Below are 14089 nucleotides of genomic sequence, written 5' to 3'. Positions count from 1 at the left end.
CATCAGCTCCATTTTTTTGTCAAAAATCAAGTGGGAGAATGCCCGAGTGGCTAAAGGGGGCGGACTGTAAATCCGTTGACGACGTCTACGATGGTTCGAAACCATCTTCTCCCACCACTTATTTACTATTTTATCATGACCCATTAGCTCAGTTGGTATAAGCAGAGAACCAAAAATGCACGACCGTAGGAAGTGAACATTTTTGAGTGAATCGCTTAGTCTGGCAAACAAATGGATCATACAAACCTATGAAGACAAACTAACTTAATATTTATCTGACCCATTAGCTCAGTTGGTAGAGCATCTGACTTTTAATCAGGGTGTCGGGCGTTCAAGTCGCCCATGGGTCACCAATTTTAAACAAAAAACCGCTATTTAAAGCGGTTTATTTTTTTGCTTTCAATTTTATAAGCTCAATTTTCACACTACATAAAAATTTACTAATGCGGACGTGTTCAAGGTTCAAGAATTAGACTTTCTTCCTGATCATTCCATATAACTGTAATTGCGATCTCCTGAGGAAGAGTAGTGCCCCCACCGTTACCGCCACTTCCCCCTAAATTAACAATTCCTTCGTCGTTCATTATCAAGCCAGTTCCTTCCCCACCACTACTAAGACCGCGTTTAAGTTTGTATGAGATAGCTCCAATATTTTTCAGATCATCACCACGATATGCTAACTGAGAAGTCTCCCAACGATAGGTGTCCAGATACCGCTGACCATTCTCATCCTCGATCGGATTACTATAGTATTTTAATGTATAGGTGCCGCGCCAGTGTTCGCTCTCACCATGATAGACAATAGTTTTGCCGTCATTTAAATACAGAAAAACCGTATCGGAAATGACGTTTGCCAACTTGCTAAATTCGCTGATCTCATTGGAATCCAGAGTGTCTCCATTTCCAAACGGTGCCTCTAAAACAATGGACGCGTTTTTTGAATGATAGGCATTAACTGACCCATCAAATTCAATGTTATCAATATTATCAAAGTCCCAAAGAATAAAGTTATCATATCGTTCATCCATGTTATCAAAAATATAAACATAGAAGGTGCTATCGGACTCGTTCAACTCGAATATTCCCGGTTTAATACCGCCAATGGTGTAGTTTGAAGAGTTTTTGCTGCTGTCTTTCTCCAGCGCCAGATCATGGGCGTTAAAGGTATCGATAATCTCATTTTCCGTTAACCAGGCACTATCAGCTGCAGGAGTCTTTTTCAGTCCGACTATAATAACAGCGAGAATAACCACCACAGCGGCGATGATGGCAATGACATAGAATTTTGACTTCTTTAAATTCAACATAATATTAATTTCTCCTTTTGCACCAGCTTCACCAAAAGCTAACAGTGACATCGAGCACAGTCGTTTTTTTATTTACTAGGCACTAGTTTAATCGTCAAATCTGAAACGGTAAGGATTGAACCATCTTTGAGTTCGAGATTCTTAAATTCTTTTGCAGTCAAATCGTCAAAACCCATGCGCTCAAAAATTCCTTGATCAAATAGGTTAGAGGAAGAAACGGTGCCAAGCCCACTGACCCAGATGACATCATAGGTACCAGGATCAAAATTCTGGCCCGATTTGTATTGCCCCGGAGTAAGGGTGATCGGATTAACAGCGGTGTTTCTGCGGGGGATCATTGCTTTTAAATCAGCCGTGTCAGTAGCAATCTTTGCGACCAGACTACCGGTTAGCGTCAGGACGACATTTTCAGGAAGCTGAACATTGTCGATCGTTGTTTTCAGGTTTTCACGATTATCAGATCCTTTACCATCAATGGCGCCGGAAAACACCTTAGTAGAAGATACTTGGCCGGTGCCGGATAGGGTGGTAATGGTATAGGTACCAGGGGGAATATCGATTCCCGCCGTATAATGGCCAGCGGTTAATGTTGCCTCAAAAGCGTCACTACCATTTCCGGGGCTGTTTACATATTTGGAAATACTCATAACATCCTTGTCAATGGCAAGGGTAAGGATTGAACCGATTATCAACACACCAATCAGAATTGAGATTAATTTTTTCATTGGCAAGTCACCTCTATAACTAAACATAATCGAATTGATTTCTTATAACTAGTATATGATGTTTTAGAAGCCTGGTCAAAAGAAATTTTATGAACAATGCCATTTTCAACTTAAAAAGCGTAAATATGATAAAAAAGCCAGTTCTTAATAGAACTGGCTTTTAAATTTCCGACCAAGTATGACAATAGAAGCTAACGATAATATTTATCAAGGACGAGCATGATCTCATCAATTTTAGCTTCGCCATCGCCCTTTTCAAAGGCATCTTTGACACAGGAATTCATGTGCTTTTTTAGAATCTCCAGGTTGGTTTTCTTTAAAAGCGCCTGAACTGCCAGAATCTGTTTTGACACATCAATGCAGTAGCGGTCACTTTCCAGCATTTTAATAATGCCATCTATCTGTCCCCGGGCGGTTTTTAGTAAGTTAAGCTCGGTTGTTCGATCTTTGGTTTTCATCATTTACTGGGTTATTTCAGAGGCAGGGTAACCAGCTTCGGTAAGAGCAGCAGTCACCGCACTGATATCAACATTTTCAGAAGCCATAAAACTGGCCTCGCCTTTTTCCAAAGAAACCGATACATCAGTGATTCCGGCAACGCCATTTAAAACACCTTCGACACGTTTAACACAATGCTGACAACTCATATCAGCTACTTTTAATAATTTTTTCATGGTTTTTCCTTCTTTCGTTTCTATATTTTTATTTACAGGCAGTTCTGCCTTGGTAACAGTTTGATTCGTTTCAACCTTGCCAATCGGGAAGAGTTTGGTCTTAAATGTTTTGAGTGACAAAGCATTAAGAACAACGGATACCGAGCTTAGGCTCATTGCGCCAGCCGCAAACATAGGATTTAACTTCAATGCAAAGGGGATATAAAATATACCGGCGGCAAGGGGAATACCGATCACGTTATAAATAAATGCCCAAAATAAATTCTGCTTGATATTCCTCAGTGTCGCTTTGCTTAATTGGATGGCTGAGACGATATTCATCAAATCGTTTTGCATCAGTATGACATCGGCGGACTCGATGGCGACATCAGTACCATTGCCGATGGCAATGCCAACATCACTTTGAGCCAGAGCCGGAGCATCGTTGATACCATCGCCGACCATGATCACCTGATGTCCCTGAGACTGAAGCTGCTTGATCATCGATGATTTTTCGTGGGGGAGCACATTGGCGACAACATTTTCAATGTTTACCATGTTGCCAATGGCGTGAGCCGTTCGTTCGTTGTCGCCGGTGAGCATATAGACCTGGATACCCATTGCCTTAAGCTGGGAAACCGCCAAACTGCTGTTTTCTTTGATTGTGTCGGCAACCCCGATGATCCCTTTAATAGAATGATCCCAGCTAACCAATAGTGGCGTTTTTCCCAAATCGGAGAGTCGCAGATAGTCTGCCATGATCGGCTCTACCGAGACAGCATTTTTTTCCATTAGTTTAATATTTCCGATCAGCAGTTCTTTGTTTGCGATCTGACCGTGAATACCTAATCCCGATAGCGACTCAAAATGGGTGACATCATATAAAGGCAATTGACGTGCATCAGTCTCATTAATAATCGCTTCACTTAGCGGGTGCTCTGATTTTTTTTCTAGCGAGGCAGTCAGTTTTAATAATTCGTTCTGATCCACTTCAGAATCATAAAGAATGATATCGGTTATCGATGGAGAACCGATGGTCAGTGTGCCGGTCTTGTCAAAGACAATGGTGTTAGATTTTCCGAGAATTTCCAGAGCTGGCCCATTTTTGAATAAGATGCCTTTTTCGGCGCCTTTTCCGGTGCCGACCATTATTGCCGTGGGGGTAGCCAAACCCAGAGCACAGGGGCAGGAAATGACTAAAACTGATATGGCGGCAGATAAGGCAAAGGACAACCCGTAACCGAGGATCATCCAGATCACAAAGGTGAGCAGCGAAACTGCCATCACTGCCGGAACAAAGTAGCGGCTGATTTCATCAGCGATTCTGGCAATCGGAGCTTTTGATGATTGAGCTTCTTCAACTAGCTGAATAATTTTACTTAGGGTCGTATCCTCACCGATTTTTGTCGCTTTGAATTCAAATGACCCGGTTTTATTCATGCTGCCGGAGATAACAGAATCACCAATGGATTTTTCTACTGGTAAGCTTTCACCGGTTAGCAGCGATTCGTCGACGCTGGAATGGCCACTTTGTATTTCACCATCAACGGGAATCCGTTCGCCAGGACGAATAATCACTATATCATCAATTCGCACCTCGTCAATGGGAATTTCGACCTCCATGTTATTTCGTAAAACCCGGGCATTATCTGGGACTAAAGCAATGAGTTTTTCAATGGCTTGAGACGTTTTGCCTTTGGCTTTTGTTTCAAGAAACTTTCCCAGGGTAATCAATACAAGAATAACCGTGGTTGATTCAAAATAGAGTTCGTGTGAATAATGATGGATCAATTGCATGTTATCATATGAGAAACCATAGGCCAGAATGAAAAGAACCACCACCCCATACATAAATGCTGCACTGGTACCCACCGCCACCAGAGAATCCATATTGGGGATTCGTTTGATTAGAGCTTTAAAGCCATTGGTGTAAAAATGTCGACACATGTAAATAACCGGCAGGGTAAGCAACATCTGGGTTAAGGCATTAATCAGGATGTTCTGCTCGCCGGCCAGAAAAACTGGAATGGGCAGGCCGATCATCGGAGCCATGGCCAGATAAACCAGGGGGAGCGTAAAAATCAGTGCGCCGATTAATCGCAATTTAAGCTCATCGATTTGGCTTTGGTAACCAGGCTTCCCGATTTCTTTTTTATTGACACCAGCGGTGGCAGTTTTGTCCTGATCAGCTAATTCAGCGCCGTATCCCAGTGCCACGATGGTGCTGATGATCAGAGTTGCGGGCGCAAGGTCAGGATCATGTTGAACCACCAGTTTTTCATTTGAAAAATTAATGACGGCAGACTCGACCCCTTTGATCTGGCTAACCTTTCTTTCAATGGCACTAGCGCAGGCTGTACAGGTCATACCGCTAATATTGAATTGTATTTTTTTCATGGTAATACCTCCTATACTATGCACCCCACGTGGGGTGGGGGTATGTATAATAATATCATACGCCTGATTCAGAATAATGTCAACATAATAAGTAATATATTGAAATTTGTAATCGGTTGTCAGAAAAAATAGATGTTGATAGTATTTTTTTAAGTGCTATAATGAAAAAGATAATAAATGGGTATATTAATAAGAAGTAATTGTAAAAACACACTGAAAGGAGACTGATCATGCTACATAGTGAAGACGCTGATATTAATTTGGTCATCAGACAAGTTATTAATCTTGACACTAAGGCCGTGCGGATTAAAAAGAATGTTGTCCAAAGAGCTGATAGAATTTTAGAGCGTACCAAAAATGATATAAAAGAGAAAGAAAAAGCAGAACTCGATGGAGCTCAAGAATTGGCAAAACAAAACTATCAGCAGGAGATTAATAAGGCTCAAGAAGAACGTCAGAAAATTATTGATACGATGGAACAGGAACTTGTTAAAATCCGCTGCCGGTATGATGAAAAAAAAGAAGTTAAAGCCAGGGAAGTTCTGGAAATACTATTCAAGAAAAAAGTTGGTGGTGTTTAAAGGACATTAACGCTACAGGTCTTTTGGGTATTGCACTCAGGTGGAAACGGAATGAAAAGAAAAAAGATCAGCGTCAGGCTTGTTTTTTCTGATTTTCTTTCTTGATTTTAAAGAAAAGTGTGAGAATCGTATGTCTAAGAGTAAATATGCTTGTATAAGTGCTAAAGCACTGGCGATGAGAGCTCGCAAAATTGATGATGAGGATTTTCGTGAGCTTATAAAAGCAAAGGATTTGAAGGAAGTATTTCTGTATTTAAGAGACAACACCTACTATGGTGAGTTTCTAAAAACGATGAATATTGAGAATCTTCATCGAACTGAGTTTGAGGCGCATTTAAATGATTTAAAGGTTCAGGAAACTGAAAAGCTGATGCATTATTTATCAGGGGAAGATAAGACCTATTTCAAGGTATTTCTCGTTCGGCTGGAAGTGGAGGCTCTGAGGATCTTAATCCGGGGTATCGCCAGAAATGATGAGCTGGAATCTTTAAGAGAATTAATTGTTTATTCTCGTAATTATTCGACTGTCCCCTTTGATAAATTGTTTCGGGCTCGGGATTGGGATGAGTTTAAAAAACTACTGATTAATACGGACTACTATCGAATTCTAGAAATTTATAAAGATATTAAAATCGATCAGGATCTGGTAATGGTTGAAAAAACTTTGGATCGCTATTACTATGATTTGGTCAAAAATCGGTTGCTCAAATTAGATAAGAAAGCAAACCGGGATTTGATCGATGCCCAGCGCAGCAATTTTGATTTGCTGAATTTAATCTGGATCTATCGTGGTAAAAAGTTTTATAAGTTGTCTCGCGAGGAGCTGATTGCTTACTCATTAAGAGGCGGCCTGAAATTAAATGAAAGCCGTTTAGTCACATTGGTTGAAGCTAAGAACTTCGTTGAAATGAAAGAACAGATTGCTGACACCGATTATGCATTTCTGTTTAATCATACCAAGACCATCGATTTGTATATGGAACGGCGTCAGGAAAGATATCTTTATTTTATGTATCTTAAGCTATTCAGAGAAGGGAATGGTTCGTTTGGACGTGTCGTTGCCTATGTTCGGCTATTGGACTTCGAGATTGAAGATATTACTTCAATCATCGAAAGTAAGCGCTATCGAATGGGATCGGATGAAATAAAAAAATATTTAATCAGGCCCATTGATTAGGCTGTGAAAGGAAGTATTCTATGGCAATTGAAAATGTGATTATGATGGATGTGGTCGGAAAGATCAAATATGTTGATAAATTCGCCAAAGACATTTTTCTTTTCAATGATATACAAATAGTCGATGCCATGCAGGAAATCGATTCCGGACGGTTCATTCTTCCTATACGCGAAGAAAATATGGGAGAACTACTGGGATTTGCACAACTTGTGTCGGGCGAGACTATGATGGATGAGAAGAATTTTGTAAAAACAGTAAATAAGTTAAATGAGCTTTACAAGGGTTCACTTAATTTAGACATGTTCTCTTTGGCTAAGAGTGAAAATGATCTCGGGAAAGCATTAGGAAAAGCTAAAGAGTTTGAAAATAATTTAGTTGTGGAATATGGTGAATTGAGGGATGTTAAGGCACAGATTGAGGCTTTGGAAAAAAGCAAAGTTGCCTATTCCTATCTTGATGAGTTAGATGCTCAGATGAGTGAACTGGATAGTCTGGAGAATTTTTCTTACAGTCTTGGTTCCGTAACAAAAGACAATGCCATGCGATTGAAGAGTATCTATAACAGTGTGACTTCGATTGTCTTTCATGTGGGCAACCAGGAAGACAATGAAGAAGTATTTATGATTGTATCGCCCAAGGATCTGGAGATCGAATCCCAACGGATTCTGAAGGCACTCAATTTTAAACCAATCGAAGGGTTTAATGCCAAGTATACCGAGTCACCAAAGGAAATTCTGGAAGCAATTGATGCGGAAATTAAAGAGCTGCAAACTAAGAATGCGGATTTATTTAAGAAGCTCAATATCCATTTAGAAGAAAACCGGTTGGATGCAACAGACAGTTTTAATACCCTGAGTCTTTATGCCAATCTTAGTATCATTAAAAAGTATATGGCATTTAGCGATGAAAATTTTTATTTTTCAGGCTGGATTTCCAAACGGGATAAGCAACGGATGGAAGCGATTGCCGCTAAATATCCGGAGATGATTATAATGTTTTCAGATAGCAATAAGGGTAGCGGGAAACCACCCACAAAATTAAAGAACAATTGGCTTTTTCGTCCCTTTGAAATCTTAGTGAAAATGTATGGAGTGCCGTCGTTTAATGAGCTGGACCCAACCCCTTTTTTAAGCATTACCTATATGTTCTGTTTTGGATTTATGTTTGGTGATGTGGGTCAAGGTATTGTGCTGGCACTAGCTGGTTTGATCCTGGGAAAAAGGGGAGTGGAGCTTGGGAAAGTGCTTTTTCGATTAGGACTGTGTTCCACGTTCTTCGGTTTTATGTATGGCAGTATTTTTGGATTTGAAGAAGTATTACATCCCTTATGGTTAAGGCCTTTTGATGAGATCAACACCATTCTTTTAGCAGCCGTCCTGATTGGGATTGGGATGCTTTTTATGGCTTATATCTACAGCATTATCAACAAACTCAAGAAGCATGAAATCAAAGAAGGGGTCTTCGGGAAAAATGGCATCTGCGGTTTAGCTTTGTATGCCAGTATTCTGGGGATTTTTGGTTTAAATTTTGGTGATTTTTCATATGCCGAAGTATTAAGTCCATTGTTGATTGTTCTGGCGATATTGCTGGTGTTTCTAGTATTGGTCAGAGAACCATTGGCAAATTTTTTATTGAAAAAAAAACCATTATACGAAGAGACAGCTTCAGAATATTATGTTGAAAGTGGTTTCGAGCTTTTTGAAATGCTGCTGGGAATGTTGAGTAATACCCTTTCCTTTATCAGAATCGGAGCCTTTGCATTAACCCATGTGGGTTTGTTTATGGCCTTTCAGACACTTGCCATCATGGTGCAAAATGGCGTCATCAGCGTAGGGATACTCATCTTCGCTAATATTTTTATTATTGCGTTAGAAGGATTAATCGTGAGTATTCAGGCATTGAGATTGCAGTTTTATGAATTATTCAGTAAATACTATTCAGGTGACGGAGTTGAGTTTAAATCGGTTGATCTGGAAATTAATTTAAATTAAGGAGAATTTGAAAATGAATGTTTTAACTCTGATTACAATTGGAGCAGCGCTATTAGTTTTAGGGACAATCGCATGTGGGGTTTATTTTGTTTATAATGATTGTGATGAAAAAAGTCAGAAAATGAAAAAATTCTTACGCATAAATTTGTCAACATTTATACCTTTGCTGGCCGGAGCACTTATTTTTATGGCACCCAGCATTGTATCGGCTGCTACTGGCGACGCAGCAGGTGGGATCACTGATGCCGGTTTAGGTTATATAGCAGCAGCACTTTCCACTGGGCTGGCTTGTGCAGGGGCTGGTTATGCGGTTGGTGTTGTTGGTTCGGCTGCTTTGGGAGCCGTCTCTGAAGATCAGAAAATTTTAGGTAAAACTTTAATTTATGTTGGTTTAGCAGAGGGTGTTGCGATCTATGGTTTGATCATTTCAATCATGATTATCGGAAGTCTATAAAAATGAAATCTTATGTTATCAGTGAGAACCGTGATTCCTATCTGGGAATGCAGCTGGCTGGCATCGAAGGAGCTTATTTAAAAACAAAATCAGAGATTGAAGCAGCATTTAAGGAAGCCTTGAAAGATAAAGACATTGGGATAATTTTTCTGACCGAAAAAGCATCTTTAATGATTGAAGATTTGGTTCTAGAAGCAAAAAAGAAGTATTTTTCACCTTTAATTACGGTCATTCCCGATCGCTATGGATATCAGCGCAGTGAAGGGATGATTATGCAGTATATTAAAGAATCTGTGGGATTGTAAGGATGTGATAAAATGATATCAGTAGAAGAAAAACTCCGGGTATTTACCCAATATCTTTTAGGAAAAGAACGAAAATGGGGAAAAGATATCATCTACGAAGCAAAGGATAAAAAGAAAGCGTTGCTGATTGACTCCGAACAGAAAATTATAAAAGAAAAGCGCGCCATCGAGGAGCGGAGTTATCATACGATATTCAGAGATAAAAATAAAATTATTGCCGAAGGCAAGAATAAAGCTAAAACCCTGGAACTGGAAGAAAAGAATCGAATCCTGCTGGATTTTAATCAGATGATCCGGGAGAAAGCCCGTGATTATCTGACTGAAGATGTGTACGGTAATTATCTGCGCGATTGTGCGATTCAAATTCCCCATGTTTTTGGCGATATAAAGGATATTATTGTCTTTGTCAATGAACAGGATTTCGATCAGATTAAAACCATTATGGATGAAGCATTAGACAGTTTTACCATCGAATACCGCCAGGAATGTACTGATTGCATCGGTGGATTTATTGCGGAAGATGCCGAAGGTCGACTGCATTGTGATTTTACGGTTGAAAATCTGATTAAAAGCAATTATAAACTCATCGGAATGACACTGAACGGGTTTATGGAAAAGCAGGTGAATTAAGTGGCAGTTAAGGAAGAAAACAAAGAAAAGGGCATTATATCTGCTATTAACGGTCCCGTTATCAAAGGAAAAAATATGACAACCTTTAAGATGCGGGAAATGGTAACCGTCGGCGAACAGCGTTTAATCGGTGAAGTCATTGTTTTAGAAGGGGATGTCGGTACCATCCAGGTTTATGAAGAAACCGAAGGGCTGAAAACCGGCGAGGAAATTACCCCCACTGGCAGACCCCTCAGTCTGAAGCTGGGACCAGGGATGCTGAAAAACATGTTTGACGGGATTCAGCGGCCACTGGAGAAAATCCAGGAGATTTCGCCGATTTTCATCCCCGAAGGAATCGGCCTTCTATCCATTGATGACAAAAAACTGTGGCCGGCCGTCATGACCGTTAAACCTGGGGATCTGTTATTGGCCGGCAGCATTTTTGGAACCGTGGAGGAAACTCAAGTCATTCAAAATCGCCTCCTGGTACCACCGAATGTATCAGGGACTGTTATTGATGTGGTGCCGGATGGCTCTTATACCATCGAAGACGTACTGGTAACCATCAGAGATGCCAAAAATGAGCTTCATGAATTGAAGATGGCCCATGAATGGCCGGTTCGTACCCCCCGACCCAATGCCTATCGCCGGGAAACACTAGTGCCGCTGATTACCGGGCAACGGGTTATTGATATTTTCTTTCCCATCGCCAAAGGTGGAACAGCAGCGATCCCCGGCGGATTTGGAACCGGCAAGACGATGACCCAGCATCAATTGGCTAAATGGTCGGATGCGGATATTATTGTCTATATCGGTTGCGGCGAACGGGGCAACGAAATGACTGAAGTTATTGAAGATTTTCCCAAGCTTATCGATCCTCGCTCCGGCAAGTCGATTATGGAGCGAACCGTTTTGATCGCCAATACCTCAAATATGCCGGTGGCCGCCCGGGAAGCCAGTATCTACACGGGTGTTACCATCGCTGAATACTACCGGGATATGGGTTATGCTGTGGCGATGATGGCCGACTCAACCTCACGTTGGGCGGAAGCGCTACGCGAGATTTCTGGCCGCTTGGAAGAAATGCCGGCGGAAGAAGGCTATCCGGCTTATCTGCCATCACGAATTGCCGAGTTTTATGAGCGCGCCGGAAGTATTGAAACCCTGGGTGGCGATGACGGATCGATTACGATTATTGGTGCCGTGTCACCAGCCGGCGGGGATTTCTCCGAACCGGTGACAGAAAATACCAAGCGTTTTGTTAATGTCTTTCTGGCGTTGGACAAAAGCCTGGCCTATGCCAGACATTACCCAGCCATAAACTGGCTGGAAAGTTACAGCGGCTATATTAAAATACTATCAGACTGGTATGAGGACAATGTGGCCGAGGATTGCATCAGCCTGAGAAATAAAATGCTGGAGCTGATGTACGAAGAAAATAAACTTCAGGAAATGGTCATGCTGGTTGGGGAAGATGTACTCCCGGATGATCAGCGTTGGGTTCTGGAGATCGCTAAAATCATTAAAGTCGGTTATCTTCAGCAGAATGCCTATAATAAAGATGACACCTATGTGCCGCTGGAAAAACAGTATGCAATGTTAAAGGCGATTGAATATTTATATGATAGAGGACGGGAAGGGTTGAAATTGGGGGTCCCCACATCACGACTTAAAAACATTGATATTTTCAGTCAATTTATTAAAATGAAATATACCATTCCCAATGATGATTTAAGCGGGATTGACAAGCTGAAAGATGAGATTGACCAGTATTTTGACGTGCTCTTTAAAAAATATGAAAATTAAGGGGGAATAAAATGAAAAAAGAATATTTACAGATCGACAAAGTCGTTGGCCCCCTGATTCAGATCTCAGATGTTGATGATGTTTTCTATGGCGAAGTGGTTGATATTGTCGAAATCAGCACCGGGAACATTAAAAAGGGAAAAGTCATCAAAATTGAAGAGAAAAATGTCATCATCCAGGTGTTTCAAAACACCGCCGATCTGGCAGCGGGAAACAGCATCATCAAATTTACCGGGCAAGCATTTAATTTACCGATGTCGCTGGATTTGCAGGGGCGGATTTTTAATGGCATCGGCGAGCCGATTGACAACGGCAGCGATATCTTCAGCTTGGTTGAAGCAAACATTAATGGTCGCCCGATTAACCCGATGTCCCGGGAATATCCCCGTAACTTTATCCAGACCGGGATTTCATCCATTGATACGTTGGCGACATTGATTCGCGGTCAAAAACTGCCGATTTTTTCGGGAAATGGTCTGCCACATAATGAATTGGCGGCCCAGATTGTCAGACAGGCAAGACTCGGCGATAATGTTGATGAAGAATTTGGCGTGGTTTTTGCGGCTATTGGCGTTAAGCATGATGACGAAAAGTTTTTTAGAAAAAGTTTCGATGAAGCCAATGTAATGGATCGGGTGGTTATGTTTGTCAACTACGCTGATGATCCCATTGCCGAGCGAATCACGACACCGCGGTGCGCCCTGACGGCGGCTGAATACCTGGCGTTTGAAAAGCATATGCACATCCTGGTAGTCATGACCGATATCACCAGTTACTGTGAAGCTCTGCGGGAAATATCATCGGCTCGGGAAGAGGTGCCAAGTCGAAAAGGTTACCCTGGTTATATGTATTCGGATCTGGCCTCTCTCTATGAACGGGCGGGAATGTTAAAAGACCAGGTTGGTTCGATCACATTCTTACCGATCCTGACCATGCCGAATGACGATATTACTCATCCGATCCCGGATTTAACCGGTTATATCACCGAAGGTCAGATTGTTCTCGGCCGAGATTTGTTTCAACGAAGCATTTACCCACCGGTAGCCATTTTGCCCTCGCTGTCACGGTTAATGAAAGATGGCGTTGGGGAAGGATTTACCAGAGGGGATCATGCCGAAGTTGCCAACCAATTGTTTGCCTCTTACTCCAAGGTTCAGGAAGTCAGAGATTTGTCCCAGATTATTGGTGAAGAAGATTTAAGTTCCACCGATAAAAAATACATGGCCTTTGGACGAGCTTTTGAGGCGAAATTTTTGAACCAGGGTTTTGATGAGAGTCGAAATATTATTCAAAGCCTTGATTTAGGCTGGAAACTGCTGGCACTACTGCCATTAACGGAACTGGATCGACTCAGTCCCGAAAACATCGATAAGTATTTTCCCAAGGAAGCATAGGTGGTGTCATGGCCATTAAAATAACACCGACCAAGGCAAATTTGATTAAGGCCAAGGGACGGCTGAAGTTCTCGATCAAAGGTTATGAGTTGCTGGATAAAAAAAGAACCATCCTGATTCAGGAAATCATGCAGTTGGTCAAGGAAGCGGAGTTAATCGAGAAAGAAATCGGTCAGATGTTTCGGGATGCCTATGAGGCGCTGCAGCAGGTATGTATCAGCATGGGGCTCAATCACCTGGAAGAATTTGCCCTTTCGGTAACTCCGGAGATCCCGTTTGAGATTCGGGCCAAAGGGGTTATGGGGGTAGATATTCCCGAAGTTATTTATACCGAACGGCGGGAAAGAAACCTGGCCTTTGGCTTTAATGAAAACAACCCGGCGCTGGATATTGCTATTAAGAAATTCAATGATGTCAAGTATTTATCTTATCAATTGGCGCAGGTGGAGACGACCGCTTATAAACTGTCGCTGGAAATAAAAAAAACCCAGAAAAGCGCCAATGCGTTGGACAAGATCCAGATTCCCCGATTAAAAGGCGAAATAAAATATATTCAGGATACCATCGAAGAGAAAGAGCGGGAAGAGTTTTTCCGGCTTAAAAAAGTTAAAAACAGACGATAAAAAACAAAGCCGGAGCATTGCTCCGGCTTTTAGTTTGTCGCACAACTACCTACCGACCAATTGT

Annotated in this window: 13 protein-coding genes and 2 tRNA genes; 11 read left to right on the top strand and 4 right to left on the bottom strand. The window is 41.5% G+C overall.

The window, feature by feature from the left end; genetic code table 11:
* Positions 1-32: 32 nt before the first annotated feature.
* Both Q7J41_RS12630 and Q7J41_RS12625 read left to right on the top strand, forming a co-directional pair.
* Positions 33-117: transfer RNA gene (locus tag Q7J41_RS12630), tRNA-Tyr, on the top strand.
* Positions 118-277: 160 nt separating this feature from the next.
* Positions 278-353, top strand: a tRNA-Lys gene (locus Q7J41_RS12625).
* Positions 354-455: 102 nt separating this feature from the next.
* On the opposite strand, the gene Q7J41_RS12620 is transcribed toward Q7J41_RS12625, so the two are convergent.
* The 4 genes from Q7J41_RS12620 to Q7J41_RS12605 all read right to left on the bottom strand — a co-directional run bounded on the left by Q7J41_RS12620 (position 456) and on the right by Q7J41_RS12605 (position 5082).
* Entirely contained in the window at positions 456-1307 is an 852-nt protein-coding gene (locus Q7J41_RS12620) for a hypothetical protein (RefSeq protein WP_304888643.1), read from the bottom strand.
* 68 nt (positions 1308-1375) lie between these two features.
* A complete protein-coding gene (locus tag Q7J41_RS12615; RefSeq protein ID WP_304888641.1) occupies positions 1376-2032 on the bottom strand; it encodes a hypothetical protein in 657 nt (218 codons plus the stop codon).
* Positions 2033-2223: 191 nt separating this feature from the next.
* Positions 2224-2490, bottom strand: coding sequence for a metal-sensing transcriptional repressor (locus tag Q7J41_RS12610; protein WP_304888644.1), 267 nt, complete (start codon positions 2488-2490; stop codon positions 2224-2226).
* Between the two features lie 3 nt (positions 2491-2493).
* Positions 2494-5082 carry a heavy metal translocating P-type ATPase gene (locus Q7J41_RS12605; protein WP_304888639.1) on the bottom strand — a complete coding sequence of 863 codons (2589 nt, stop codon included), beginning with the start codon at positions 5080-5082 and terminating at the stop codon, positions 2494-2496.
* Positions 5083-5312: 230 nt separating this feature from the next.
* Here Q7J41_RS12605 and Q7J41_RS12600 point away from each other — a divergent pair, with 230 nt between their 5' ends.
* From Q7J41_RS12600 to Q7J41_RS12560, 9 genes are all read left to right on the top strand, one after another.
* Entirely contained in the window at positions 5313-5663 is a 351-nt protein-coding gene (locus Q7J41_RS12600) for a hypothetical protein (protein WP_304888637.1), read from the top strand.
* A 130-nt stretch (positions 5664-5793) separates the two neighbouring features.
* Entirely contained in the window at positions 5794-6840 is a 1047-nt protein-coding gene (locus Q7J41_RS12595; RefSeq protein ID WP_304888635.1) for a V-type ATPase subunit, read from the top strand.
* Positions 6841-6860: 20 nt separating this feature from the next.
* Positions 6861-8831, top strand: coding sequence for a V-type ATP synthase subunit I (locus tag Q7J41_RS12590; protein ID WP_304888633.1), 1971 nt, complete (start codon positions 6861-6863; stop codon positions 8829-8831).
* Positions 8832-8844: 13 nt separating this feature from the next.
* Positions 8845-9285, top strand: a complete 441-nt coding sequence (locus Q7J41_RS12585) for an ATP synthase subunit C (RefSeq protein ID WP_304888631.1) — start codon at positions 8845-8847, stop codon at positions 9283-9285.
* 2 nt (positions 9286-9287) lie between these two features.
* A complete protein-coding gene (locus Q7J41_RS12580; RefSeq protein WP_304888629.1) occupies positions 9288-9590 on the top strand; it encodes a V-type ATP synthase subunit F in 303 nt (100 codons plus the stop codon).
* A gap of 12 nt (positions 9591-9602) precedes the next feature.
* Positions 9603-10220 (top strand): V-type ATP synthase subunit E, encoded by a 618-nt coding sequence (locus Q7J41_RS12575; RefSeq protein ID WP_304888627.1) that lies wholly within the window; start codon positions 9603-9605, stop codon positions 10218-10220.
* The gene (locus tag Q7J41_RS12570) at positions 10221-12008 is read left to right on the top strand and encodes a V-type ATP synthase subunit A (protein WP_304888626.1); all 1788 of its coding nucleotides are present in this window, start codon (positions 10221-10223) and stop codon (positions 12006-12008) included.
* Between the two features lie 11 nt (positions 12009-12019).
* Positions 12020-13402 carry a V-type ATP synthase subunit B gene (locus Q7J41_RS12565; protein ID WP_304888622.1) on the top strand — a complete coding sequence of 461 codons (1383 nt, stop codon included), beginning with the start codon at positions 12020-12022 and terminating at the stop codon, positions 13400-13402.
* An 8-nt stretch (positions 13403-13410) separates the two neighbouring features.
* The gene (locus Q7J41_RS12560; protein ID WP_304888620.1) at positions 13411-14025 is read left to right on the top strand and encodes a V-type ATP synthase subunit D; all 615 of its coding nucleotides are present in this window, start codon (positions 13411-13413) and stop codon (positions 14023-14025) included.
* The last annotated feature ends 64 nt before the right edge of the window (positions 14026-14089 follow it).

It is taken from the genome of Acetobacterium sp. (assembly GCF_030652775.1).
Taxonomy (GTDB): domain Bacteria; phylum Bacillota; class Clostridia; order Eubacteriales; family Eubacteriaceae; genus Acetobacterium.
Note: the sequence above shows the minus strand (reverse complement) of the source record. Positions and strands in the feature narration are given on the sequence as shown.